Source organism: Lysinibacillus sp. ZYM-1 (genome assembly GCF_001308875.1).
Classification (GTDB): domain Bacteria; phylum Bacillota; class Bacilli; order Bacillales_A; family Planococcaceae; genus Lysinibacillus.
In genome coordinates, this window is the sequence record NZ_KQ465112.1 from 155063 (window position 1) to 181577 (window position 26515).

The window sequence follows — 26515 nt, forward strand, 5'->3', positions numbered from 1 at the left end:
CAATGATGAAATGGGTGGTTTTTTGGTCTCTTCGAAAGACGTGGCGAAACATGCTGGTGTATCTCAAACAACCGTGTCAAGAGTGTTGAATACACCAGAGTTAGTAAAGCCAAAAACAGTTGAAAAAGTGATGAAAGCGATTGAGGAACTAAATTATATTCCTAATGATATAGCAAGATCGCTTGTTCAGAAAAAAACAGGCATTATCACATTGATATCAGGGCCTTTACACAATCCTTTCTTTGTTGATACAACAACAGCAATTGTTAATTATGTCAATGCTCGTGGCTATAAAGTCAACGTCTATTTTGGCACAGAAGATAATTTACATTCGATCTATAATGCAGTTCTAGAAACGAAGGCAGATGCCATTATTTTATCTTCCATGCTCTATCAAGATGATTTATTTTTTAAATTAGAAAAACTGGGAATCCCATTTATTATGTTTAATCGTAAGCATCAAGAAAATAGACACTTTGTAGAAATTGATAATGTGCAAGCAGGTTATCTTGCGACCAATCATGTTTTGTCTCTAGGGCATCAATCACTATGCTGGATTGGTGGTCCACATCAAATGAGTACATTTTATGGACGCTACCAGGGTTTTGCAAGGGCATTAAAAGAACAAGGAATAGACGCTAAATCCGTTCCTACTTTTTTTACCAATACGAATAAGCAAGATATTGAAAGTGCTTTTGAGGAACTACTAAAACTTGACAAAAGACCTACAGCAATTTGTGCAGCAACAGATGCAATCGCTATAGAAATATTGAACCTTTGTTTAGAGAGAGGCTTTCAAGTTCCTAGGGATTTTAATGTGATCGGCATTGATAATGTTGAGCTTAGTAAACATCATTCCATTTCTTTGACAACAGTAGGTATAACAGCAGAAGAAAACTTGGGATTTTTAGCGATTGAAAAATTATTTGAGGTCATGGAGAAAAAAAGTACTTGCATCCAGCAAACAGAGTCTGTTAAACTTTTCCCAAGAAATACAACGTGTAAAAATGAACTGATTTAACATCAGTTTGTTTTTTACACCAAAATGGTTACGTATTCATTTCTTTATTTTCAGAAATGAATACGTAACCATTAAGAAAGGAGTGAGATAGGTCTTGAAAAGGGGCTTATGGATTCACGGAGAATGGAAGATGACTGCTGAATATATGGAGGTTCAAGCCCCGTATTCACAAGAGGTGATTGCACATTTTGCAATGGCCACTGAACAAGATGTACAAGAAGCCATTGAAAGTGCACATGCAGCTGCAGCGAGTATGGCAAACTTAACCGCTTTTCAACGGGCAGAAATATTGGAGCATCTAGCCAGATTGTTTTTGGAAAATCGTGAGGAAGCAGCTAGCATTATTTCACTAGAATCAGCAAAACCATTAAAGTATTCCTATGCTGAAATTGATCGTACGATTGAAACTTATAAATTTGCAGCAGAGGAAGCAAAACGATTGTCTGGCGAAATGATTCCGATGGACGCTTCAAAAAATGGGGAAGGACGCTTTGCCTATACGATTCGAGAACCAATTGGTGTTATTGCAGCTATTACACCATTTAACTTTCCACAAAATCTTGTAGCGCATAAGGTGGGCCCAGCTTTAGCTGCAGGCAATACAATTGTGTTAAAGCCAGCTACTCAAACGGCTTTATCCGCTCATTTTCTAGCAAAATTATTGGCACAAACTAATTTACCAGCAGGCGCATTTAATCTAGTGACTGGACAAGGGAAATTAGTAGGGGATGTATTTTTAGCGCATCCTCATGTAAAAATGATCACATTTACGGGAAGCCCTGCTGTAGGTATCTCACTACGAAATCGTGCTGGTTTAAAAAAGGTAACGTTAGAATTAGGCTCAAATGCTGGGGTAATTGTTGACGAAGGGGTTCAACTTGATCAGATTATGGACCGAATTGTGATGGGGGCATTTTCAAATCAAGGTCAGGTATGCATCTCCCTGCAACGGATCTATGTAATGGAAAGTATTTTGAATGAGTTTTTAGAAAAGTTAAGTGCAAAAGTTGCACAGCTTATCATTGGCGATCCTCTTGAGCAAACAACGGATATAGCAATGATGATTTCAGAAGTAGAACAACAACGTGCCCAGCAATGGATTGAAGAAGCGATTGCTGAAGGGGCAAAAATAATTACAGGTGGTCATATTGATCATCATGTTTTACTGCCAACTGTGTTATCTAACGTATCATCACATAGCAGAGTATCATGTGAAGAAATTTTTGCACCAGTGGTTTTTGTGAATTCAGTATCAACTATACAGGAGGCAATTGAAGCCGTTAATGATTCCCATTATGGCTTACAGGCTGGCATTTTTACACCCTCTATTCAGACAGCTTTTCAGGCTACGAAAGCTTTACAGGTTGGTGGTGTCATTATTAATGATGTACCTACTTATCGAGTAGATCATATGCCTTATGGCGGTGTGAAGGAAAGTGGTACGGGTCGTGAGGGGATTAAATACGCTGTAGAAGAAATGACGGAAATGAAGCTAGTTATTTGGAATAACCAATAATCATGAATGGAGATGGGAAAAATGAAGATCATCAAACAACACCCAAAATTGTATGTGATGGACAATGGTACGATGCGAATGGATAAAAACTATATGATTGCCATGCATAATCCAGCTACCATCGATCATCCAAATCAACCAAATGAATTTGTAGAATTCCCTGTATATACAGTACTAATTGATCATCCAGAGGGTAAAATTCTATTTGATACCGCGTGTAATCCAAACGCTATGGGACCTGATGGACGTTGGGGGGAATTTACACAAAAAGCGTTCCCTATTAATATGCCAGAAGAATGCTATTTACATCATCGATTAGAAGAATTAAATGTTCGTCCTGAAGATATCAAATATGTAGTGGCTTCCCATTTGCATCTCGACCATGCAGGCTGCTTAGAACTGTTTACTAATGCGACGATTATTGTGCAAGAAGATGAGTTTAATGGAACATTACAAACCTATGCAAGAAATGTGAAAGATGGTGCCTATATTTGGGGAGACATTGATATGTGGATTAAAAATAATCTACAATGGCGCCTCATTAAACGCGGTGAAGATAACGTGAAGCTTGCAGATGGAATTCAAGTATTAAACTTTGGCAGTGGCCATGCTTGGGGTATGCTCGGTCTGCATATTAACATGCCTGAAACGGGTGGTATTATTTTAGCTTCAGACGCCATTTACACTGCAGAAAGCTTTGGCCCACCTGTCAAGCCACCAGGCATTATTTATGATTCAGTAGGCTATAATTCTACTGTTGAACGAATTCGCCGATTTGCCAATGAAACGAATTCACAGGTTTGGTTTGGTCATGATCCTGTCCAGTTTAAATCATTTAGAAAATCAACAGAAGGTTATTATGAATAGATAGGAGTAGAGAAGCCATGCATAAATTAACCTTTACGCCTGCAAGTTATACTGGCTGGGGATGTTTAAATCAGCTTCTACCTGAAGTAGAAAGATTGAAAGCTACAAATATTTTAATTGTCACAGATCCATTTTTAAAAGAATTAGGGTTAACAGATAAAATTCAACAACCCTTGCTTTCAAAAGGATATGCGACTACGATTTATACAGATATTGCCCCAGAGCCACCACTTGCTATTGGTGAAAAGCTAGTTGACTTTACTAGAAAGTATCACTTTGATCTAGTCATCGGCTTAGGTGGCGGAAGTGCTCTAGATTTAGCAAAGCTTGCTGCCGTTTTAGCAGTACATGATGGGAAGGTAGCGGATTACTTAAATTTAACAGGTACAAAAACACTTGAACAAAAAGGATTACCCAAAATTTTAATCCCCACTACATCTGGAACAGGCTCAGAAGTGACAAATATTTCTGTGCTATCACTCGAAACAACAAAAGACGTTGTGACACATGACTACTTATTGGCGGATATTGCTATTGTAGACCCAGAGCTAACAATTTCATTACCACCAAAAATAACAGCTGCAACGGGCGTAGATGCCTTAACACATGCAATTGAGGCATATGTTTCAATCAATGCAAATGAAGTAACCGATGCCCTTGCACTACAGGCAATTCGCTTAATCAGTGGCTCTATTCGCACAGCTGTGCAGGAAGGGCAAAATAAGCAAGCCCGTTCAGATATGAGCTATGGTAGTTATTTAGCTGGCTTGGCCTTCTTTAATGCTGGCGTAGCAGGTGTTCATGCTCTAGCCTATCCATTGGGAGGTCAATTCCATATAGCGCATGGCGATTCCAACGCAGTGTTATTACCATATGTCATGGGGTATATTCGTCAAAGCTGTGAAAAACGTATGAAAGATATTTTAGATGCAATGGGTATATCATCTGTTTATTTATCGCAAGAGGAGGCTTCCTATAAATGTGTTGACGCATTACAACAACTCGTTCAAGATGTTAATATTCCTTCAACATTAAAGGGATTTAATATACGAGAAGAAGCCTTGGAACAATTAACAGATGATGCAACAAAGCAAACAAGAATTTTAGCTCGTAGTCCAATGCCATTAGAGCGAGATGATATTTATCAAATATATCAAGCTGCCTTTGATGGCGAGGTCCGTGAACCTTAAGTGAGATGAGAAACGTTGATTTTTAACGTTTCTCTTTTTTTTATGAAGGAATCTAAAATTAAAATGAACGATACTGTCATTTCAACAGTCTAATATGTAGAAGGAGCGAGAAAGATGGATGAACAAGACTTTTTACATTTACTTAAGCATTATGAACAGACCATGTATCGAATGGCCTTTGCCTATTTAAAAAATGAGCATGATGCTATTGAAGCAGTACAAGAAGCTACCTATCGAAGTTTAAAAAGAAATATTCTTTAAAAGAACCAGCTTATTTTGGATTGTAGCTTGTTCGAATTTTAAAAATAAAGCAACGAAGCTTCTATGATGAAACTTCGTTGCTTTTGTCATGATATAATTTAAAACTATGTTTTATGCTTCAGCATCAGGCGTAAATGTACGCGTAGCTAATTCTGCATCTAGCATAAAGATAGCGTTGGAGTCATTTTCAATACGTTCAATTTTACGGATTAATGTATCGAAAGTTGATTCTTCCTCTACTTGCTCATCAATAAACCATTTTAAGAATGCCATTGTCGCATGCTCACGCTCATCTAAAGCAATGTCTGATAAATTGTAGATGCGTCGTGTTACTTCTTTTTCATGCGATAGGGCCGTTTTAAAGGCATCTAAAATCGATTCAAAATGATTGCCTGGGCTTTCAAAGCCTTGGATTGTTGCACGGTAGCCCATATCACTTAAGAAATTATAAAATTTCATAGCGTGGAAGCGTTCTTCTTCAGCTTGGACTAAAAAGAAGTTAGCGAAGCCATCATAATCTTGATCAGTGCAATAGGCCGCCATTGCCATGTAAGCATGAGCCGAGTAAAATTCAAAATTCATTTGGTCGTTGAGTGCTGTGTGTAGTTTTTCAGATAACATAAAAGTTTTCCTCCTTTTGCAGTAAATACCTTCCTCACTAGTATACAGTGTTAAAGGTTCTTCATACAAAAATTTTAAATTTCAGGGTAAAATGCGCAAAAAATAATTGATATTCGTTCTCAATTAGAAAATTTATACTTTTAGTAGTTAGTCTCGACAACTGAAAAAATAAGAATTTTGAAACATTTTCCTATTTTTTCCGTATAGTTTATAGACAAGTGCTTAGATAGGAGGATGTTGATGGGACAAACTAGGGAGATAGCAAAGAAATCAAGTTTTGTTTTGCCTGTTTTTATTGGTATGGGAGTAGGAGCGTTTGTAGGATTAGTTGCTTATGTAAATCATTGGTTATGATGTGCTAACTCAATTTTAAAAGTGGCCTAACTTTGCACCTGTAATAATGGGTTCGAAATCGACCTTTTCAAAGAAAATCTAAAGCAATGTTCGTTGGTTAGTTCGGTTTTCTTGTGAAATGAATTCTTACATTAGCAACAGAGCTTCCATGATTAGAAAAAATCGCTTCGACATAGGTCGTAGCGATTTTTTTCCTCATTATTATTGTTCCTGAGTTTTTTGATTTTTAACGCCAACTAAGTAGCCACCCAGTGCAATTGCCACTAAGACAATCCAGAATGTAGCTTTCCAAATAGTTGAGTGTGGAAACTCGTGTGGGATGACCCCTAATTTTTCATGTGCCAATGTTAACACTGCTAATTTTACACCAACCCAACCAACGATCAGGAAGGCAGCTGTTTCAAGTGAAGGGAATTTATCAAGGACTTTCACAAACCAACGAGCCGCGAATCGCATCATGATGACACCGATAATACCACCTAAGAACATAACCGCGAATTGTCCTCCGTTAATGCCACCGATATCAAAATCGCCGATATGTGGTAGCGTTACTGCTATGGCAACCGCTGCAAGAATAGAATCTACCGCGAACGCGATATCAGCTAGTTCCACTTTTACAACCGTCATCCAGAAGCCTGATTGCTTTTTTGGCTCTTGAATTTCTTCGGAGTTTTGCGATGCTTTCCGTGAATCATAAATATGCTTAATAGACATAAACAATAGATAAGCAGCACCTATTGCTTGAATTTGCCAGAAATTAACGAGCGTTGTAATAAGGAATAGTGCTGCAAAGCGGAAAACAAATGCCCCCACTAATCCATACAATAAAGCTTTTTGTTGTTGCGTTTTTGGTAAATGCTTAACCATAACTGCCATTACGACTGCGTTGTCAGCTGCCAACAAACCTTCTAGTACGATTAATACGACGAGTACCCATGCGTATTCTAAAAAAATTGCCTCCAAATTTATTTCCTCCTTTAATTGTTGAACAGAAATGAATGGTTTGCTTCTAACATATTCTTCCCAATTTTAAGCAAAAGAAAAAGACCCCTGCCTAAAAAATAGGCAAAGGTCTTGCTAAGCAATTTACTGTTCGTTGCACAGAAGTATTCTGTGAGACAAAAATGCCATCACACCCGATGGTAGAATACCATGTAATGACGAATGTGAATCAGATGCATCGGTCGCATCTGCTAGCTACTCCCCTTTGACAATAAAGTCAAAAGCTATTCAATTCTTACACCCATAATAGCATGTGGCAAAATGAAAGTAAATAAAAATATACTACTATGGAGAAAAAATACTTTTCCGTTACGTTTGCACAAATGGTACTATTAAAAGATAGGCGAAATTTTTACAACTTAGAAAGGAGACAAACATGTATAGAAAATTTTTTTCCTATTATAAACCACATAAACGATTGTTTGTCATCGATTTTTCGAGTGCAATCATTGTAGCCGTTTTAGAGCTCGCATTTCCATTAGCCGTTCAGTGGTTTATCGATGAGCTATTACCAACAGGTGACTGGGGTATGATTGTGAAAGTAAGTGTATTATTGCTGCTAGTTTATGCAATAAGTACATTTTTGAACTTTATCGTGAACTATTTAGGGCATAAATTGGGGATTAATATTGAGACAGATATGCGTCAAGAATTATTTACGCATGTACAAAGGCAATCATTCCGTTTCTTTGATAATACTAAAACTGGTCATATTATGAGCCGCATCACCAATGATTTATTTGATATTGGTGAGTTTGCCCATCACGGACCAGAGGATCTATTTATTGCGATTATGACCTTTGTTGGGGCCTTTGCCATTATGTTTAATGTGAACCCAACATTAGCTTTAATTTCAGCAATTATGGTGCCATTTTTAACATGGCTTGTGACATTTAGTAATATTAAAATGAACAAGGCTTGGAAAACGATGTACGGTAAAATTGCTGATGTTAATGGACGTGTAGAGGATAGTGTGTCTGGTGTACGCGTCGTGAAATCATTTACAAATGAGGATTTTGAAATCAAACGCTTTAAGGAGCAGAATGGATTTTTCCGTACTGCTAAATTATATGCCTATAAAATTATGGCTGGTACCCACTCTAGTATTTATATGATGACACGTCTCCTCACATTAATGGTGTTAGTTGTTGGTGCATGGCTAAGTTTTAATGGAAAATTATCTTACGGGGAACTTGTGAGCTTTGTCTTATATACAAATGTCCTCATTAAACCTATTGATAAAATTAGTGCTTTATTAGAGCTTTATCCAAAGGGAATGGCTGGCTTTAAGCGATTCCGTGAACTAATTGAGCAGGAACCTGAAATTCAAGATCGTGAGGATGCGAAGATTATTAAACATTTAGATGGTGATATTTCCTTCAATAAGGTTCATTTTAATTACGATTCATCGAAACGGGTTTTAAATGATATTTCCTTTGATGTAAAAGCTGGACAAACCATTGCTTTTGTTGGTCCTTCGGGGGCTGGTAAAACGACAATTTGTTCGTTAATTCCTCGCTTTTATGAGGTTTCAGAAGGTGCTATTTCTATTGATGGTATTGATATTCGTAATATGACCCAGGCTTCATTACGTGCTCAAATCGGTATCGTACAGCAAGACGTCTTTTTATTTACAGGGACAATTCGTGAAAACATTGCCTATGGAAAGCTACACGCAAGTGAAGAGGAAATTCGAGAAGCAGCGAAAAAGGCCCACTTAGAGGCATTTATCGCAGAGCTACCTGATGGTTATGATACACAAATTGGGGAACGCGGCTTAAAATTATCAGGTGGTCAAAAACAACGATTAGCTATTGCTCGTATGTTCCTGAAAAACCCGCCGATTTTAATTTTAGACGAAGCGACTTCTGCTTTAGATACGGAAACAGAGATGATCATTCAGCAATCTTTAACAGAGCTAGCTGAAAATCGTACTACTTTAGTCATTGCCCACCGACTGGCAACCATTCGTAACGCAGACCGTGTAATGGTGGTGACGCCAAAAGGTATTGAGGAAGATGGGACTTATGATGAGTTAGTGGCTCATAACGGTATCTTTGCGAAGCTCCATCACATTCAATTTCGTAAGGGACAAACCGAAGAAAGCATTCAAAATGATTATGTTGAACTAACGTAAAATAGGTTCATTTGAATCAGCAAAAGGCAGAAATGTGTGACAGCATTTCTGCCTTTTACTATTTTCATATACTTATAAAAATGGAAAGAATGACAAGGATTTATTAAATAGGCAGGAATTATTAGTATTGAAATAGAAATCACATTTACATATTAAAGATGGAGGTTGAGGCATGGACAAGCAAAAAAGTATTGGACAAACGAAAACAGTTGGTTACCAAGTAGGGGTTAGAAGAACGTATGCAATATCACAACAACAGGCTTGGTCACTTATTACGGCTGAGGAAGGTTTGAATGTATGGTTAGGTGGAGGCGCCAATATTATTCTTGAGCCTGGTCATCAGTACCATACAATGACTGGAACTGGAGAAATTCGGATTGTTAAACCGCTGCATCAACTTCGCCTTACTTGGCATAAAGAAGAATGGCAACGACCTTCTACCGTACAAATTCGTATCCTATCCAAAGAAAATAATAAAACGACCATTAGTTTTCATCAAGAACATCTTGCCAATCAGCAAGATCGAGAAGAAATGAAACGATATTGGGAAAATATTTTAGAGACCATTAAGGATAGCATACAAAAATTGTAACAAAAAAAATTAGCATCTCCTCAACGGTTGAGGGGATGCTAGTTATTTTTTTGCTCATTATATTCATCTTTATGGGCATCGGCGGAACGGGTTGAATCCTGAGGAGCAAGGGCTTTATTGCGCTCCGTATAACCTTTGGGTGATAGACGGAAAATAGATTTTTTGATGGTGGACCAGTTTAAATCTGTCGCAAGGATCAGGTAAGAATAACCGTAAATGCGAATATTACTTAAGTAAAGAAGTGTCAGATATAAAGAAACAAAGAAGCCAAACAAGCCCAAAAAGGCACTAGCTAGGATAAAGGCAATGCGTAATATACTGACCGATGTAACGAGCGATTGATTGACCAATGTAAATGAAGCAATGGTAGAAATGGCGATGACAACAATCATTTCAGGGCTTGTTACACCTGCTCGAATGGCAGCATCTCCGATAATGATTCCACCTACAACACTGATGGTTCCACCAATGACAGAAGGAAGGCGTAAGCCTGCTTCGCGGAACAATTCAAACATCAGAAGCATCAGTAACATTTCAAGTGAAGAAGGGAGGGGTAATCCAGCTTTGGCCTGCACAACGGTCGCCAGTAACTGTAATGGTAATTGATTTTGATGATAGGTCGTTAAAGCAAGCCAAAAGGCAGGCAGTAGTAATCCTATAAGAATACCGATTATCCGTAATATTCGTTCCACAGAGCTAAAAATGATTGGATATTCATTATCTTCGGCAGATTTCAATAATAAGAACAGATTCACAGGTGTGACAATGCCATAAGCGACACCATCTACAAAAATAACAAATCGTCCCCTTGCTAATGCTTGAACGGCATAATCGGGTCGCCCTGTATAATCGAACTTTGGAAATAACTTCGAATTTTTATTGACGCGTTCCATCAGTAAATCCCCACTAAAAACGATATCTGTATCGACTGCTGCTAGTTGCTTCTTTATACCATGCAAAATGTCCATGTCCACAATATCATCAAAATACAGGATAGCTACAGTTGTTTTCGATCGTTTCCCAAGCTCCACCTTTTCAACACAAAATGAATTCGTCGGCAAACGTTTTCGAATTAAAGCGATATTGACGCGAATATCTTCAATAAAGTTATCCCTTGGCCCTTTAACAAGAACCTCCATACGAGTTTCTTCAGGCTTGCGATTAGGTTTTTTAGCGATATTGCTAGCATATAAAAGATTACTTTGTTCAAAATAAAGTAACAGGAAACCACTATAGACGGATGAAATCAGCTGTTCCTTGTCTTGAATCTTTTGAAGGCTTGGAATATGGAGATGCCTCATCATATTTTCTTCAAACGGAACTTCATCTAAATGATCATATAAATACTGAATACGCTGAATAATGACTCCATTCAGCATTTGTTGATCAATCATGGCATCACAAGTAATAAATTGTACTTTCTGTTCGTTAAAGGTAAATTCCTGAAATTGTATATCTGCGGATTTTTGAAATAGTTTTTTTATTGTATTTAGATCTATCGACTGCTCCTGCTGAGACATTATGATTCACCACTTTTCATGTCTTGTTTTTCAGTTTTCCCCTTTTTAGAAGATTTATCCGATAAGAAAGCCACGACAATGAAAAAAATTGATAATGCTAATAAAAAAACAAAAGAAGCAGTTAATATATAATGTCCTTTCACCTTTAAAAATAAGCTTTCATTTAACATAATTAACGGTAAACAAATGAAGAAGAAGGGAGGAGCTAGCATTTGCCATATACGTTTCGGATCTCCCGTCATTTTTAATAAATCTGCCACAATATATAGTAGGAAACTAACGCGAACGAAAGTTCCTGTTAACCATTGGTAAATAGAGAAGAAGTCAAGATGCTCAATATAGCGTCCGATTGTCACTAATCCCCATTCTTCATAAGCAGGATAACGTTGTTTAGACGCTTCACTTGGCCCGAATTCTGTAATGGCCCCTATTAACGGACCTAATGTAAGGCCAATTAAGATGGCCAGCATAATTGCAAAATGATACCAACGAAGTCGTTCTTTAAATTGATGCTGCAAAAATAACAGCAACAATAGCTCTATAAACCCTGATGCTGGAAAAATCATACCATGTATGATGGGCTGAAAACCATGCTCAAAAAAAGGGCGCAACAAATTGTAATCTTTTACTTGTAAATTGGTAAAAGCGACAAAAAAGCCAAGGATCACAACACCGAATAACACAAAAACATTGACTATTACAATGGTCTGTAAGCTAGTTGTCACTAGTAAAATGCAAAGGATGGTATAAATAAATAACAATATAAGGACGGGCGTTTGTGGTAAAAATGTGCTATTTACCCATTGTAATGTTTCAACCATGGTAAAAGCTGCTATGATCATTAAAAAAATAGCGATGATATAGATGACGATAGAAGAGCCGATTTTCCCCATTTTTTCGTGTAACCAGTCTCGAATGGGTTCCTGTTTCGACTTCTTTTGAATGTAAACTAACAGAAACAACCAAAAGAAAATAATACCCCCAGCAAATAGTACAGATAGCCAACCATCTCTTTTGGCTGCATCTAGCAGAGGAGGAATAATAGTTACATGGTTTTTTAAGCCAATAACGGTCATTGATAGGAAGATTACATGTAAAATACTGATTGATCCTACACCTTTCATGATGAAAACCCTCTAACATTGATTGATACATATTAGCTTAGACAAAAAAGATTAGCTTTATAAGCAGAAAATGGTATGACCTCCACGAAAAAAAACGAGGTATTTGATGATTCAATCGTCAAATACCTCGTTATTTGAAATTTATTTAATGAATATATTTCGTGCTAACAAGATCCTCTTTTAAGACATCAGTTGGGATTTCAAATTCCACAACGCCCATAAAACCTGGTGCTACTTCATATTTATCAAAAGAAATCACAAGCTTACCTTTATCTGAAATATAGAATTGCTGATCAGGTTGAATGGCTGTAAATTCTTCCATCAAATCTTCATCAGCCATGCCAGCACCTTTCACCCAATAGACTTTATCCTGATTGGATTCGGCAATTTGCGTACGCATTTGCTCCTTAATATTTTCACTAATGGCTTCAATATAATGCTTATCTTTAAAGAGCATAGGTAATGTAATTAAAATTTCGTTTTCTTTATCAATGGTATCGTATTCCATTACAGTGGAGGAAGAACCGACAGTATTCACCACATAACGACCAATCGATAAGATTTGGTCATTATCTGTTTTAATTTCAAAGCCACTATCAACACCTAAATGACCACCAATACCATTAGCCTTTAAATCACCCACTTCAGTGATAAATTCATCGTAGAGGGCTTTCCCTTCCGCACGATACTTATCATTTAATGTATTCGCAAGATCTTGATTGTCTAAATTTTCAATAGAAGGCACTTTAATGTTGGCATCATAATTATCTTCTGCAACCTCATATTCTGTCCAAGTTAATACTTTGACAACACTTCCTACAACAGGAATGTCTGACAGTGTTCGAGCCATTGCTGGGCTCACATTTAAACTAGCAGTAAATAGAATAGCTGCAGCTGCCGAACCAAGCAACCATTGAGGCGCACGGTTTTTTCTCTTTTTTCGACCTTGCTTCAATGCGCGTTCTACCACAAAGTCTAATTCCTTAGGAATCGAAACTTCCGTATATTGTTTTTCTAAATCTTGTAATTTTTTATCCATGTGCAGATTCTCCCTTCACATCTTCCAATTGTATTTTCAATAGTTTTAATGCTTTATAAAGACGCGATTTGGCTGTACTTAACTTAATATCGAGGATATTCGCAACATCTGCGAGCTTTAAGTCCTCAAAATAATGGAGAATCACAACCTCTCGATACATTTGCGGGAGTTCATCCAATGCATGCTCTAAGTCGACGTTTTCATAGACATCCTCTTGAGCAGGGGTTAAATATTGCAAAGTATCATCATCAGTTACTTGTAATCGTTTGTGTTTTCGTAAAAAATCAATGGCTGTACGAACGACTATTTTGTAAAACCAGCTTTTCATATAGTCAACATTTTCAAGTCGATCTAATGACAGCATGGCTTTTTGAATACTGTCCTGTACAACATCTAGTGCGTCCTGTTCATTTTTTGTATAGCTATACGCGAGCAAATAAAAACGCTCTTTTTGTTCCCGAATGAATTGGACAAACACCTCTTCATGTTGAAATGCATTTCTTGTTTTCATGTCCAAAGAAGCTCCTTTTTTTACATTGTCAAATTGTATACACTTACTAGACGTACGAAGAGAGGGAAAAAGTTGATGCTATTAAAAAAACTTACCCCAATATGAGATAAGTTTTATCCTTCTATAGTGTTAGCATACGTCAGAATAACAGATGATTAGGAGAAATAGTCATATGTATTTTTCAAGAGTAATAGAATGGTCACAATGATAAATAATTTACGTACATAACTGCTACCACGTTTAATCGCAAATTTTGAGCCCACAATGGCCCCCGCAATTTGGGCAATTCCCATTGATAAACCATAGGCATAATTGATTTGCCCTAAGTATATAAACATAATAAGGGCGGCAATATTACTACCGAAATTTAAAAATTTCGCATTACCTGCCGATTGTAAAAAATCGAAACCAACCATAAGAAAAGCAAAGAGTAAAAATGAACCTGTACCTGGACCTAAGAAACCATCATAAAAACCAATGAGTGTGATGGCCACCACAAAAAATAGATAACGTTTTGGTGTTAACTTTTTATAGGTAGTGATGCTTCCCCAATCTTTTTTGAAGATCGTATAGATAGCTACGGCAGCAAGCATTATCAGCATCAGTGGCTTTAGGACACTAGGGTCCATTAAGTGGACATCCACGCTCCGAGCATGGAGCCCAAAAAGATTAATGGAAATAGCTTATAGACGGCTTTAATATCAAGCTTGCCAGAGCGATAAAATGTCAAAGTGCTCGTGAACGACCCCATCGTACCTGCTAATTTATTGGTTGCTACAGCTGTAGAAGGAGGGAGACCTACAAACATGAGTGCTGGTAAAGAAATAAGCCCACCTCCGCCAACAACCGAATCAATAAATGCTGCTAAAAAACCAAAAAGAATAAGAATTACTAGTATATTTAGATCTAAATCAAAAGGCACAACAGGTCATCTCTTTTCTATTGTAATAATCTGATAGTAGCGAACTGAAGATAGGCTGTAAATACTCTACAAATAATTTTGTGACTCTTGAGTTTAGTTGAAGCGGATAGGATATTCGTATAATTTCTACATTAATCAAATATTTTCTACTTGGGGTTAGTATTTTGATGTATTATGTAATTGATGGTGTTTTTACGTAAAGGGGACGTGATGACATGAGTTTAGGAAATCATATACGTGTATTTCTTTGTGTTGTATTTATGGGGGTGCTTGTAGGCTATGTCTATAATGCAAAAAAAGATATAACAGATCATGAGTATATAGATATCGTAAAAGAAGGCTATTTGGAGAATTTTTCAGATGTCACAGTTCGTAATGCGTTTAACTACGCATTTTTTGAACCCTATTGGCGATATTATCAAGCGAAAACAAAGGAGCAAGTTGTAGAATTATCAGGTGATATTACGTTTCAAGGTGAAAAAGGACATGCCATTTTACAATTTGTCGTTGACGAACAAACGAAGCAATTTTCCCTTCGAGCGATGAAATTTAATGAGGTCGTCTTAAATGCCGAACAAAAACAGAAGCTGGTTGGCATGGTCTATCATACATGGGAAATGAAACAACTAGCTTATGAGTAAGGTTTTTTGCTTTGTAATTTAGCCGAACTATATTACAGTAAAAGGGGGAGCTTACAGACAGAGAGGATGTTTTGAATGAAGTTAAGTATTTTAGATCAAATGCCTATACCAAAAGGTCATTCGGCAGAGGAAGCCTTCCAACGTACAGAACAACTAGCATTGCTGGGGGAAGAACTAGGCTATCATCGTATGTGGCTAGCTGAACACCATAATAGTCAGTCGCTGGCAAGTTCGGCTCCCGAAGTAACCGCTGCATTTTTAGCTGCGAAAACGAAACGACTTCGCATTGGAACAGGTGGCGTTATGATGATGCATTATTCACCTTATAAGATAGCAGAGGTTTTTAAGACATTGTCAGGTTTAGCACCTAATCGTATTGACTTCGGAGTAGGGAGAGCGCCAGGTGGTGATCATGCCTCTATTTATGCGCTAGCAGAGGGAAGAAGACAACGCTTCACAGAGCAATACGATAAGCTCGAAATTATTTTAAAGCTGATGAATAATCAAAAAACAGGAGAACATGTCTATGATCAAGTCGTTGCAGCACCTGTTCATATTTCATTACCTGAGGCGTGGTTACTAGGTTCGAGTGGTCAAAGTGCTATGCAGGCAGGGCAGCTTGGCGTAGGCTATTCATATGCGCAATTTTTCACTGGCAATATGTCGAAGGATATTTTTGATGCCTATAAATCTTATTTTACGCCTTCTTATTATATGGAAAAACCACAAATCATTGTGACCTATGCAGCAACGGTTGCACCAACTTTAGAAGAAGCGGAATATTTGGCAAAACCAATTGATATTTCTCGTCTTCAGCTTATGAAGGGGCAAATCATTCAAACGATTTCACCAGAAGAAGCAAAGGATTATCCATTAACAGAAATGGATAAAATGACGATTGACAATAATCGCAAAGCAAACCTTGTCGGTACACCAAAGGATATTGCAGCATTTTTAATGAAAGAACAAGAGCACTATGGCTTTGATGAAGTCATGCTGAACTGTAATCAATATGAATTAGCAAGTCGTTTAAATACCTATAAATTCCTAGCGAAGGAATTATTATAGAACGAAAATCACCTCGTTGTTATTCTTCGAGGTGATTTTTTATGAGGCCTTACTGTTTTTTCTTTGTTTTATTGTACACAAAATAAGAAAACCCGGAAATAATTTTCCGGGTTCGATTACCACTTACATTAAATACTCCATGACACATTGCCTCGCTTCCGCATAGGATCTTAAGATATTCCTAAGAATTCTGTACTTTAGCTTTGCTTTGATGGTCCTTCTGAGTTATCGATCAATCGCACTCATCGGGTTAACCCTCCTAGTCATTGGATTTGGAAGTGAAATCTTTAATAGTATAGACCAGTGAAAAATTTTTATACGTCTTATAAAAAAATAAATTTTATTGCTGCCAGATAGCTCTTTTTTATGTACATAAAGAAAAAGTTAAGTTAAAAATTGGTTACGATTTTAATTTTTTATATTTATTTCCATGGAATTGATTGACTTAAAATGTGTATTAAACATATAATACATTTCAAGAAGCTTATTAACTGTTCAATACATTTTTTTGAAAATAGTGTATTAAGGTATTAATACACTAGATGGGTTTAGCGATAGAATGACTAGTCACAATTATAGATGTTTTAGGTAAATCCATCATTTTGCTTATTGTGTATTAAGTGTTTAATACACAAAATATGATTTTCTAGGAGTTGAGTTAATTGACGGTAAAGTTTAATAATAGGGATCCAGTTTATGTTCAGGTGATCCGGCATTTTAAAGAACAAATCGCAAAAGGGTATTTTGAGCCTGGTCAGGAGACGCCATCAAGGAGAGAGCTGGCCAATCAGCTGAAAATTAACCCCAATACAGCACAAAGAGCTTATAAGGAAATGGAGGAACAAGGATTGATTTTTACTGAAGGAAATATGCCAAGTTGCATTACGAAAGATGAAGCGGTTCTCAAAAGTGTCCGCGAGGAGTTGATTATGGAAGCAGTTGACTTATTTTTAGGTTCGATTCAATCCATCAATGTGCCGTTAGAAGAAGTGTTGGAGCTAGTTAAGAAAAAACATGAGGTCAAAAGCGGAGAAGCGGAGGATTCGAAATGATCGAAGTAAAAAATGTCAAGAAAAACTACGGCAGGAAACAGGTTTTAAAAGGACTTTCTTTTACGGCGGAGAAAGGTGAAATTACTTGTTTAATTGGGGTAAATGGAGTGGGGAAAACGACAATCATGAAAGCTATTATGGCGCTTACTCCGATTAATAGTGGCGAAATTTTGATTGATGGGGAAAAGATCCGAAAAGAAAGCTTTGAGAAAATTACCTTTATCCCAGATACGATTACGATGTTGCCGCAGATGAAAATTTGTGAAGCTTTTGCGTTCATGGCGGATTTTTATAAAAACTGGAATTTTCAAAGGGCAGAAGAGTTACTGCAATTTTTTAAACTAGATCCAACGGAACGGATTGCCAACTTATCCAAAGGGAATACTGCTAAAGTAAATATGCTATTAGGTTTGGCACTGGATGCAGATTATTTACTGATGGATGAACCTTTTTCTGGTATCGATATTTTTTCTCGTGAACAAATTACAGAAGTGTTTACAAGCCATTTAATTGAAGAGCGTGGCGTTATTATCACAACACATGAAATTAGTGACATAGAACACTTGATTGATAAAGCAGTCCTTATTGATAACGGTGAAGTAATAAAGGAATTTAGCGTGGAGGAAATGCGTGAGAATGAAGGGAAATCTGTAGTTGATATTATGTGGGAGGTGTACCAGAGATGAAAAACTATTTAAAACTTGTCAATTTCGAAGTAAGTCGATTTTTTAAATTCTACCTCATTCTAATAGGTTTGACAACTTTCAGTCAGCTCATTGGGTCGATAATCATCTCACAAGTTTATATGAAAAATGCAAAACAAGTGATGGCTGAACAGCAGTTCTCCATGAAACAATATATTGAGAAATATGGAACTTTTTCTTTTTATCAATTCCAACAATCTGAGTGGTTTCTGCTGCCAATCTTTTTATGTATCGCCATGTTGATGATTTATGTTTTTTTCATTTGGTACCGGGATTGGTTTGGAAAAAATACGTTTATATATAGATTATTAATGTTACCAACTGAAAGAATTACTATTTATTTTGCTAAATTAACAGCCATTATGCTTTTGGTTCTTGGTTTAATTGCTTTGCAAATAGTGTTGATTCTAATAGAAAAACAAATCGTGAATAGTATTATACCCATAGATTTCCAATCCAGTTTTTCAATTTACGATAAAAATAGCCTAGAAATGTGGGGTTGGCTCTATCCAAATACCTTTTCAGATTTCATCTTGATATATGGAGTAGGGTTACTTTTAGTAGCAGTACTATTTACCGCTATTTTAATTGAGCGAAGTTACGGTTTAAAAGGTATTTTTGGCGCAATTCTGTATGGCTTATTGTCACTTGGAGTCTTTTTTGTTCCAATTTTCTTAGCTAATTTCTATACAAACTACTTTTATCCACTGGAAATCTTCCTACTGGAACTGGTAGCATGCATCACCGTATTAGGAAGCGCTATTTGGTATGCAAATCATTTACTAAAGCATAAAATCAGGGTTTAATGGGGGAATGGCAATGAAAAAATATTGGCAAACAATATTGATTACTGTTATAGTCGTGGGGACAATCGGTTCTTACTATTTTTTACAAGTAGCAATGGCTTCCAAAAATGATATATCCTTTAAAATTGAAACGATCAGCGGAAACAAGGATGAAATCAAAAATCTGACCCTTCAAACAAGTTATCAAAGTGGGGTTAATCATCTTTGGTTGTACATATCAAAAGATGGTTCAGCTATTCTGAATAACAGGTCTTTAATTGGCAGTTTGAAAAACTCGAATAGATATATAATTCTTCAGAAATTTATTGATCAACACCGTCATTTTATGCGAGGGAAAGAGTCAAATCTAAGCAAGTACTTTGAAGACAAAGAACGCCTAATTTATACAAATTTTCAAAATAGTGGACAAAAAGAGATTGGTGACAATTTTTTACCTCTCCAAATCGATATACTTGATAAAAAGACAAATGACAATTCTTTCTTTGAAATCGATACGCCTGTCCAAGCAAGCTATGATTGGATCAATATAAATGATGTCTACGTCGCTCATGGAAAAATAAAGATACTAGCAACGAATTATCTTTATAATGGAGGAGAAGAGTTGCATATATATACAGTTGATGAGAACAAAAAAGAATTAGAAAATGACGCCATTATTGCAAAATTAGCGTCAGAAGAAAGAGTAAACGCTATTCGTGTTTTTAATGCAAACGATAATATTCAAAACCAAGATTTTTACTTATATATGGTAGAGAAATTTGGAAAACATAAAGAGGATGGAGAGCGAGAAATTACCTCTAGTCAAATCTATCTTTATAACAACGTTGCAAATGAACAGGAAGAATGGATTATTCCTGATGAATTAAAACCGTATAGGAAGTCAATCGTTATGCATGGAGCGAATATTTTCATTCCTGTTTATTCAGCTAATGGATTAAAGTTACACCGTTATACTATTGAAAAGAAACAATGGGAAGAGCCATTTATAATAAACTATGAAAGCACTGCTAATGATAACGAGATTCCTTTTTTACAAATAACAGATAGTAAACTATATTTAGTGAATCATATGACTGACGGTTATGCGCTGTTTATAAACGATCTACGTACAGGTGAATCCTTGTATGAAGGGAAGATCGTTAATGACAAAAAAGAAAATCAAGATCCAGATTACTCACTTTATATTGAACAAGTATATAGCAATTATTAACATTAGAGTAAACAGCTAATTGACATATATGAATTCATTAGTCGATGTGATTTAGTGACCTTGACAATGCTAACACAGCAATATTAATGAACGTTACAGAAGAAATTAACAACAGAAATGGGGGATATAAATGGGATGGTTACTCCTGCTTGCTGTTTTTATTGGGTTTATTTTAGTTATAATTAAAAAACGCTCATTTACATTTGGTTTATCTCCACAAGCATTAGAGATTCGACCAATTAAAGGATTAAAAAAGCTAAGTGATCACCTAGAAGAATCCCTTAATAAAAGTTTTATGGTGAACGTAGAAGAGCGGGTAAGGGAAAATAATAGGCTAAAAGAAAATGAGTATGAGTGGCGACTCCTCGATTTAAAACGTTATTTTATTTTGACATCCCTTTTTAAAGAGTCACCCATGTTTAGTGAGAAAGTCGATGAGCTGTGGCATCAGATGCTCATGTTTACTCGTGAGTATGATGAATTTTCAAAGAAGTATCTAGGGACAACACTGCATCATAGTCCTAATATAAATGTAGAGCCTAATCCTGATTTACGAGGTTTTTTTGATTGGGTGTATGCGGAGCTTTTTTTCATAAGAAATGAGAACATTCATCTTTATAAGGGATTTTTCAGAAATCCAGTACAGCCGACTATTATTGATGAATTTAAAAATTTACCAGAAAATGAACTAATAGAGCTCTATTTTAAGAAAGATACCAAATATATGTCTACTGTTCTTTCACTAATTTCTTCTATGAAGAAAACAGCTAATAGAGTAAAAGACTATGAGAAAAACGTCATACAAGAAATGCTGAAAAAGGGAAAAACACAGCAAAATTATAAAGCCATGCTCATCCCCTTCTTATCAGTTTCTTATTTCCATTATGATGAATTTTTAAGTTATATGAAAGTTAGTAGCAATAGTTCATCGAGCTGTACAAGTTGCGGATCAGCAAGCTCCTGTAGTTCTTGCACTTCCGCTAGCTCCTGTTCCAGCTGTGGTGGAGGTGGAGATTAATTAGAACCTTTTGGATTTGAATTTAAGGTATATAAAGAACTCCATTTTGTTTTTTCAAAATGGAGTTTCACTATTATTATTCAATTTTAAATACGAGCAGAGCCGCTCACAAACGCTTGATCTTGATAATACATATTTTTCACAAGAACGTTAGGGCCTAAGCATTTAACGGCTGGACAATGACAGTTGAGTGATTTTGCTAAATCCGTGGCCATCCATTTATCAAAAATAGCTGGTAGTTCGTCATGTACAATATTACCTAGTGCGGGTGTATCACCAAAATCAGTAACGATTACATCGCCAGTAAAAATATTAATATTTAAACGTGAACGACCATCTGGATCATTACGCATTGTGACATTCTTCGTTGTACGAAGACGTTGAAGTAACTTTTGATCTTCTTCATTCGTACTGCAAGGGTAGAATGGGAGTGTTCCAAACAACATCCATGTATTGTCATCACGAATATCTAGCAGATGATGGATCGCCTCACGTGTTTCCTCTAGTGAAAGGGAAGTAAGGGCACTAGCAAAATCTGACGGATACATTGGATGCACCTCATGCCTTGCACATTTCATTTCATTGATGATTTGATTGTGGATATGCTCTAAGTACGGTAAAGTTTTCTTATTTAACATTGTTTCCGCCGATACCATTACACCATGTTCTGCTAGCATTTTTGAGTTATCAATCATGCGTTGGAACAAAGCTGCACGTTGTTCATAAGTTGGTTTTCGCTCCATCATGGCAAAGCCTGTTTCAACGAATTCATCGATAGTACCCCAGTTATGTGAAATATGTAGCACATCTAAATATGGTGCAATCAGTAAATAACGTTCGGGCTCCAATGTTAGATTGGAGTTGATTTGTGTCCGCACACCACGTTCATGCGCATATTTCAATAAAGGCAATACATAGTTTTGAACGGATTTCTTAGACATCATCGGTTCTCCGCCAGTAATCGAGATTGTTTTTAAGTGTGGTATTTCATCAAGACGCTTTATAATTAGCTCAATTGGCAGTGCATCTGGATCTTTAGTTTGTAATGTATAGCCGACAGCGCAGTGTGCGCAACGCATATTACAAAGTGTTGTTGTTGTAAATTCAATATTTGATAGTGTCATTTGTCCGTGCTGTTCCACATCTAAATAAGCTTCCCATGGATCAAAGACAGGCGTAATTTTTTGTAAGGTCGTCATCTTTCGTACATCTTCCTTTCTAGCATTCTATTGTCTCATATTCATCGATAATTTCAAATATGAAATTACTGAAAGGGCTATTTTAGGACTAGATGAACATATTTTTACCCAATATAGGAAAAATATATAAAATTCAAAGGTTTAGAAAATCAATAGAGATAAAGCGCATACAAGTTCTAATATTCTGGAAAAAGTTGATTTACTGTTATTTTTCTAAAAAAACGTTATCATGGATAGAAGAAATAGTCACAATGCATCGAAGAAAGTGGGAACAGACATGACGAAATATGAAACATTATTGTTTGACGTGGATGATACGTTACTAGATTTTGATTTAGCCGAAAATGCTGCACTTGAACGCATGTTTAAAGAGGAAAATATACAAGTTACTCCAGAGATGATTGCACGTTACAAAGAAATTAATGAGTCGATGTGGCGAGCTTTTGAGCGAGGAGAAGTCTCTAAAAATACATTACATAATACACGATTTGCCATTGCTTTGAAGGAATATGGCATTGAAGTCGATGGAGCCTATTTTGAAACACTATTCCAAAAATATTTGTGTGAGGCACACCATTATGTAGAGGATGCCTACGAAGTGATCGCTCAGCTAGCCAACCATTATCATTTATATGTAGTGTCAAATGGGGTAACAGCTACACAAAATAAACGACTTATGGATGCGAATTTAGCGCAATATTTTAAAGGCATTTTTATTTCTGAGCAAACGGGCTATCAAAAGCCTATGCCAGCCTTTTTCGATTATGTTTTTGAACGGATTGGGGATTTTGATAAAGCTAAAACGCTGATTATTGGAGACTCCTTGACATCTGACATAAAGGGCGGCTTACAGTCAGGCATTGATACTTGCTGGTTTAATATCCGTAATGTTGAAAATACGAGTGGCATTGAACCGCATTATGAAATCAAAAAATTGGATGATTTACATGAATTATTGAATCAAAAAATAGCACAGTATTAACATGAAGGCACTTTCTTTGTTCTTTAGACAGAGGAAGCGCTTTTTTTGTTCAGCTTTTTCAACAGGCAACTTAGGTATAAAAAACAAGGGAAAGGGCAAAACCTTTTATGAGACTAGTTTCCATGAAAGGGGAAATATTCGATGAATATGGTTTTAACAGCTAATAAACGCCAAAAAGGACGTCAATCTTCATTAACGCAGCTTCGACAAAATGGCGCCATTCCTGGCGTTGTCTACGGCTTCCAAATGGAATCAACAGCTATTACTTTAGATGCAAGAGTTTTTGCGAAAATGCTCGCTGCACATGGTACGAAAAGTGTTTTTCAATTAGATGTTGATGGAAAACGCATTAATGCTGTGTTATCGGAAGTACAGCGTTGTGCTTTAAAAGGAAATATTAAGCATGTTGATTTTAAGTCCATCAATATGTCAGAGGAGCTTGAAGTGGAGATTCCAGTAACCGTTATCGGTGATGCCATCGGAGTGGCGGATGGAGGTTTCCTTTTACAGCCTAATCGTGAGGTACGCATCAAAGTGAAGCCAACCGAAATTCCAGAATCCATTGAAATAGATGTCACAAATGTGGCAATTGGGACTTCCCTTTACGTGGGGGATATTCGTCAACAGTTTTCATTTGAAATTTTACAAGAAGATGATTTCACATTAGTGACGATAACACCACCGTCTGCTGAAAATGTTCAGGAAGATGACACAGTGGATGACACACCTGAAGTGATCGAAGCGACAGGGAAAAATACGGCTGAGCCAGAAGCATAGCGCAAAAGAGGAGCCATTTTCAAAATGGCTCCTTGCATTTATTGCAGGATCTGTTCAATGGATTTTCGATAACGGAAATACAAGAAGACGTATATACAACAAGTGGCTAAAAATAGCCATGGTGGGATAAAACGCATAAAGGCAAAAGGTGTTTCAAATAAAAAGGAAAAAAGGAAAGCCAAACCTTCTTTATCCCATAAACCTGGGGTCAAGTAAGCATCTTTAATATTGAGAAAATAAGAGTGGTTATCAGATAAACACAATAACCAAATAAAAGAGAGTACAGCCCAACTGCAAGCATGCTTCATTAGACGTTTATATTTAGCAATTTGGGAATCATTATCAGAAAATAGCTCATCATGTCCATCTTTTCTTTTCAACCAATAATAGGTACCATCATACGATTTTTCTTTAATGGCCCGCCATCCATAATCCTCGTATAACTGTTTATAGTTTGCTTGCTCCTCATTCCGAAGATCTTGCTGAAAATCAATACGGATAATTTGTTCAACATCAGTAGTAGGATTAAATGTATATAATCCCGCAGAATTTACATTTGTACAAATCCATCCGTTAGACAACATATGATTTAACCACTGTTCTTCCTTTTCGATATTAAAAAATATCTTAAACTTTATCATATCCATCAGCTCCTTCGTATAAAGATAAAATTCGCTGCAATCTTTGTTGCTCAGCCGCTAATATTTGTAGCCCTTCAGCGGTTGTTTGATACACCTTGCGTCTAGTATCCTGTGTCTCTACAGGTGATATCCAATGATATTTCAACAAGTTTTCAATAGCTCCATACATAGTGCCAGCAGCGATCCTTACACTGCCTGCGCTCATTTCCTCGATTTTTTGCATCATAGCATAGCCATGTAACGGTTCACGTAAGGCAAGTAAAATATAGTGCATGGTTTCAGATAAAGGTAATAATTTATGTTTTTTCACATCTTCACCTCGATATACAGTTGAACTATATAGTTTGATTATATATAGTTCAACTGTATATTGCAAATGTATAAAAAAAGACAATGCATTTTAGCATTGTCTTAAAACCTATATGACAGCGCTCTTCACGCCAGTCCATCTCATAAATAATTTTTCGTTATAAGTTAGGGCAAATTGTACGATTGGCCCAAGTCCAAAGGCCATTAACACCGTCCCAATGCCAATAGGGCCACCAAGTAAGAAGCCAATGACAGCGACCGTTACTTCCATTGTTGTACGAGAACGTGTGACGCTCCAACCAAGTTTATGAACCATCATTAGCATTAAGGTATCACGCGGACCAATCCCTAAATTGGCCACCATATACATGCCACAGCCCCAGCCTAGTAAAACCAAACCTGTTAGGTAAGAAACAAGTTGCATCCAAAAACCATCGATATCAGGTAACCAATAATTAAATATATCAATAAAAATGCCCGCTAAAAACATATCGATAAAAGTTCCTGGCAATGGGAATTTTTTCGTAATCAGCATATCGAATGCTAAAATAACAAGTCCCAAAATAATAGACCATGAACCGATTGTTAACCCGATTGTTTTTGTTAAGCCAATATGTAGGACATCCCAAGAGCCGACGCCAAAAAGTTGCCCTTTAATTGTTAATGTGATGCCAAAAGATAGCACGATAATACCTGTTATGAAAAACAAACAGCGCGTAAAAAAAGCTTGTTTCATTTTTTAACCCTCATTCATCCGTAAATTCCTGTTGTCCATCAGATTATTATAGCAATAGATTTTCAATATGCCCGAAGATTGTCATTTCACATTTTTCAAAAAAAACAGTTTAGCTTTGGATGGAGAGGGCAAAATAAATATGTAGATGAAAGGATGGGATGAAATGACTTCTGTACGTGATGAAATTTTAGAAGTATTGAACCGTGAAAAGATTGGAACGATGGCTACTGTGGAAAATGGTAAACCTTACTCTCGTTATATGACGTTCCAGCATGATGATTTTGTGTTATATACAGTGACGAATAAACATTCTGAGAAAATGGAAGAGCTCCGTAAAAATCCATATACCCATATTTTATATGGCTATGAAAATGAAGGATTTGGCGATGCATACGTGGAAATTGAAGGCAAGCTCACTGAAGTACACGAAGAAGGAGCTAAAAATAAAATAGCAGAATTTTTCACAAGTATTTTCGTTGGCAATCAAGACGAAATGGTGACCTTAAAAATTGAACCCATTCGCATGCGTCTGATGAATAAAAAAGGACAACCACCAAAAGAGCTAGAATTTTCGAACGACCATTAATTAATGGTCGTTTCAGACTGTAGACAAACTCAAAAAATTTGAGAGTTTGCCTACAGTCTTTTTTCTTTTACAATGAAATAAAGTAAAGCCGTTGATTTCCACTACGGGC

At 36.5% G+C, this 26515-nt stretch carries 27 protein-coding genes and 1 pseudogene; 17 read left to right on the forward strand and 11 right to left on the reverse strand.

Going from position 1 to position 26515, the window contains the following annotated elements:
* The first annotated feature begins 22 nt into the window (after positions 1 to 22).
* From AO843_RS07980 to AO843_RS24505, 5 genes are all read left to right on the forward strand, one after another.
* Entirely contained in the window at positions 23 to 1021 is a 999-nt protein-coding gene (locus AO843_RS07980) for a LacI family DNA-binding transcriptional regulator (protein ID WP_054610589.1), read from the forward strand.
* A gap of 94 nt (positions 1022 to 1115) precedes the next feature.
* Positions 1116 to 2537 (forward strand): aldehyde dehydrogenase family protein, encoded by a 1422-nt coding sequence (locus tag AO843_RS07985; protein WP_054610590.1) that lies wholly within the window; start codon positions 1116 to 1118, stop codon positions 2535 to 2537.
* 21 nt (positions 2538 to 2558) lie between these two features.
* On the forward strand, positions 2559 to 3404 hold the full coding sequence (locus AO843_RS07990) for an AhlS family quorum-quenching N-acyl homoserine lactonase (protein ID WP_054610591.1): 846 nt from the start codon (positions 2559 to 2561) through the stop codon (positions 3402 to 3404).
* Between the two features lie 17 nt (positions 3405 to 3421).
* On the forward strand, positions 3422 to 4594 hold the full coding sequence (locus tag AO843_RS07995; protein ID WP_054610592.1) for an iron-containing alcohol dehydrogenase: 1173 nt from the start codon (positions 3422 to 3424) through the stop codon (positions 4592 to 4594).
* Positions 4595 to 4708: 114 nt separating this feature from the next.
* Entirely contained in the window at positions 4709 to 4855 is a 147-nt protein-coding gene (locus AO843_RS24505; RefSeq protein ID WP_156313944.1) for an RNA polymerase sigma factor, read from the forward strand.
* A gap of 111 nt (positions 4856 to 4966) precedes the next feature.
* On the opposite strand, the gene AO843_RS08000 is transcribed toward AO843_RS24505, so the two are convergent.
* Together AO843_RS08000 and AO843_RS08005 are read right to left on the reverse strand one after the other, a co-directional pair.
* On the reverse strand, positions 4967 to 5476 hold the full coding sequence (locus AO843_RS08000) for a ferritin (protein ID WP_054610593.1): 510 nt from the start codon (positions 5474 to 5476) through the stop codon (positions 4967 to 4969).
* A 555-nt stretch (positions 5477 to 6031) separates the two neighbouring features.
* A complete protein-coding gene (locus tag AO843_RS08005) occupies positions 6032 to 6793 on the reverse strand; it encodes a TerC family protein (RefSeq protein WP_054610594.1) in 762 nt (253 codons plus the stop codon).
* Between the two features lie 415 nt (positions 6794 to 7208).
* Between AO843_RS08005 and AO843_RS08010 the strand changes: the two genes are divergently transcribed.
* The gene (locus AO843_RS08010) at positions 7209 to 8969 is read left to right on the forward strand and encodes an ABC transporter ATP-binding protein (protein ID WP_054610595.1); all 1761 of its coding nucleotides are present in this window, start codon (positions 7209 to 7211) and stop codon (positions 8967 to 8969) included.
* A gap of 172 nt (positions 8970 to 9141) precedes the next feature.
* Complete coding sequence (locus AO843_RS08015; protein WP_054610596.1) at positions 9142 to 9561, forward strand: SRPBCC family protein; 420 nt, start codon at positions 9142 to 9144, stop codon at positions 9559 to 9561.
* Positions 9562 to 9599: 38 nt separating this feature from the next.
* Here AO843_RS08015 and AO843_RS08020 read toward each other — a convergent pair whose 3' ends face one another.
* The 5 genes and pseudogenes from AO843_RS08020 to AO843_RS08040 all read right to left on the reverse strand — a co-directional run bounded on the left by AO843_RS08020 (position 9600) and on the right by AO843_RS08040 (position 14677).
* Positions 9600 to 11081: a spore germination protein gene (locus tag AO843_RS08020; protein ID WP_054610597.1), complete on the reverse strand. Its 1482-nt coding sequence runs from the start codon at positions 11079 to 11081 to the stop codon at positions 9600 to 9602.
* Positions 11081 to 12205, reverse strand: coding sequence for a GerAB/ArcD/ProY family transporter (locus AO843_RS08025; protein ID WP_054610598.1), 1125 nt, complete (start codon positions 12203 to 12205; stop codon positions 11081 to 11083). The genes AO843_RS08020 and AO843_RS08025 overlap by 1 nt, the downstream gene beginning before the upstream one ends.
* Before the next feature lie 145 nt (positions 12206 to 12350).
* Positions 12351 to 13244, reverse strand: coding sequence for an anti-sigma-V factor RsiV (locus AO843_RS08030; RefSeq protein WP_054610599.1), 894 nt, complete (start codon positions 13242 to 13244; stop codon positions 12351 to 12353).
* Positions 13237 to 13755, reverse strand: coding sequence for a sigma-70 family RNA polymerase sigma factor (locus tag AO843_RS08035; RefSeq protein ID WP_054610600.1), 519 nt, complete (start codon positions 13753 to 13755; stop codon positions 13237 to 13239). The genes AO843_RS08030 and AO843_RS08035 overlap by 8 nt, the downstream gene beginning before the upstream one ends.
* A 155-nt stretch (positions 13756 to 13910) precedes the next feature.
* Positions 13911 to 14677, reverse strand: a pseudogene (locus AO843_RS08040) (TSUP family transporter).
* A gap of 215 nt (positions 14678 to 14892) precedes the next feature.
* Between AO843_RS08040 and AO843_RS08045 the strand changes: the two are divergent.
* The 7 genes from AO843_RS08045 (at position 14893) to AO843_RS08075 (ending at position 21176) form a co-directional block, all read left to right on the forward strand.
* A complete protein-coding gene (locus AO843_RS08045; RefSeq protein WP_054610601.1) occupies positions 14893 to 15318 on the forward strand; it encodes a hypothetical protein in 426 nt (141 codons plus the stop codon).
* Between the two features lie 75 nt (positions 15319 to 15393).
* Complete coding sequence (locus AO843_RS08050) at positions 15394 to 16386, forward strand: LLM class flavin-dependent oxidoreductase (protein WP_054610602.1); 993 nt, start codon at positions 15394 to 15396, stop codon at positions 16384 to 16386.
* 662 nt (positions 16387 to 17048) lie between these two features.
* On the forward strand, positions 17049 to 17438 hold the full coding sequence (locus tag AO843_RS08055; RefSeq protein WP_054610603.1) for a GntR family transcriptional regulator: 390 nt from the start codon (positions 17049 to 17051) through the stop codon (positions 17436 to 17438).
* Positions 17435 to 18124, forward strand: coding sequence for an ABC transporter ATP-binding protein (locus tag AO843_RS08060; RefSeq protein ID WP_054610604.1), 690 nt, complete (start codon positions 17435 to 17437; stop codon positions 18122 to 18124). Before AO843_RS08055 ends, AO843_RS08060 begins: the two co-directional genes overlap by 4 nt.
* A complete protein-coding gene (locus tag AO843_RS08065; protein ID WP_054610605.1) occupies positions 18121 to 18948 on the forward strand; it encodes a hypothetical protein in 828 nt (275 codons plus the stop codon). The genes AO843_RS08060 and AO843_RS08065 overlap by 4 nt, the downstream gene beginning before the upstream one ends.
* A 13-nt stretch (positions 18949 to 18961) precedes the next feature.
* A complete protein-coding gene (locus AO843_RS08070) occupies positions 18962 to 20158 on the forward strand; it encodes a hypothetical protein (protein ID WP_054610606.1) in 1197 nt (398 codons plus the stop codon).
* 130 nt (positions 20159 to 20288) lie between these two features.
* Positions 20289 to 21176: a glycine-rich domain-containing protein gene (locus tag AO843_RS08075; RefSeq protein WP_054610607.1), complete on the forward strand. Its 888-nt coding sequence runs from the start codon at positions 20289 to 20291 to the stop codon at positions 21174 to 21176.
* An 86-nt stretch (positions 21177 to 21262) separates the two neighbouring features.
* Here AO843_RS08075 and yfkAB read toward each other — a convergent pair whose 3' ends face one another.
* Positions 21263 to 22375 carry a radical SAM/CxCxxxxC motif protein YfkAB gene (gene yfkAB, locus AO843_RS08080; protein ID WP_054610608.1) on the reverse strand — a complete coding sequence of 371 codons (1113 nt, stop codon included), beginning with the start codon at positions 22373 to 22375 and terminating at the stop codon, positions 21263 to 21265.
* Between the two features lie 277 nt (positions 22376 to 22652).
* On the opposite strand from yfkAB, the gene AO843_RS08085 reads away from it, so the two are divergent.
* Together AO843_RS08085 and AO843_RS08090 are read left to right on the forward strand one after the other, a co-directional pair.
* Positions 22653 to 23357: a YjjG family noncanonical pyrimidine nucleotidase gene (locus AO843_RS08085; RefSeq protein ID WP_054610609.1), complete on the forward strand. Its 705-nt coding sequence runs from the start codon at positions 22653 to 22655 to the stop codon at positions 23355 to 23357.
* A 141-nt stretch (positions 23358 to 23498) separates the two neighbouring features.
* A complete protein-coding gene (locus tag AO843_RS08090) occupies positions 23499 to 24134 on the forward strand; it encodes a 50S ribosomal protein L25/general stress protein Ctc (protein ID WP_054610610.1) in 636 nt (211 codons plus the stop codon).
* A 38-nt stretch (positions 24135 to 24172) separates the two neighbouring features.
* Here the strand turns inward: AO843_RS08090 and AO843_RS08095 are convergent, their stop codons facing one another.
* The 3 genes from AO843_RS08095 to AO843_RS08105 all read right to left on the reverse strand — a co-directional run bounded on the left by AO843_RS08095 (position 24173) and on the right by AO843_RS08105 (position 25820).
* Positions 24173 to 24775: a DUF2812 domain-containing protein gene (locus AO843_RS08095; protein ID WP_054610611.1), complete on the reverse strand. Its 603-nt coding sequence runs from the start codon at positions 24773 to 24775 to the stop codon at positions 24173 to 24175.
* Positions 24762 to 25049, reverse strand: a complete 288-nt coding sequence (locus AO843_RS08100) for a PadR family transcriptional regulator (RefSeq protein ID WP_054610621.1) — start codon at positions 25047 to 25049, stop codon at positions 24762 to 24764. The genes AO843_RS08095 and AO843_RS08100 overlap by 14 nt, the downstream gene beginning before the upstream one ends.
* Before the next feature lie 144 nt (positions 25050 to 25193).
* Complete coding sequence (locus AO843_RS08105) at positions 25194 to 25820, reverse strand: YczE/YyaS/YitT family protein (protein ID WP_054610612.1); 627 nt, start codon at positions 25818 to 25820, stop codon at positions 25194 to 25196.
* Positions 25821 to 25983: 163 nt separating this feature from the next.
* Between AO843_RS08105 and AO843_RS08110 the strand changes: the two genes are divergently transcribed.
* Positions 25984 to 26406 (forward strand): pyridoxamine 5'-phosphate oxidase family protein, encoded by a 423-nt coding sequence (locus tag AO843_RS08110; RefSeq protein ID WP_054610613.1) that lies wholly within the window; start codon positions 25984 to 25986, stop codon positions 26404 to 26406.
* Positions 26407 to 26515: the final 109 nt, after the last annotated feature.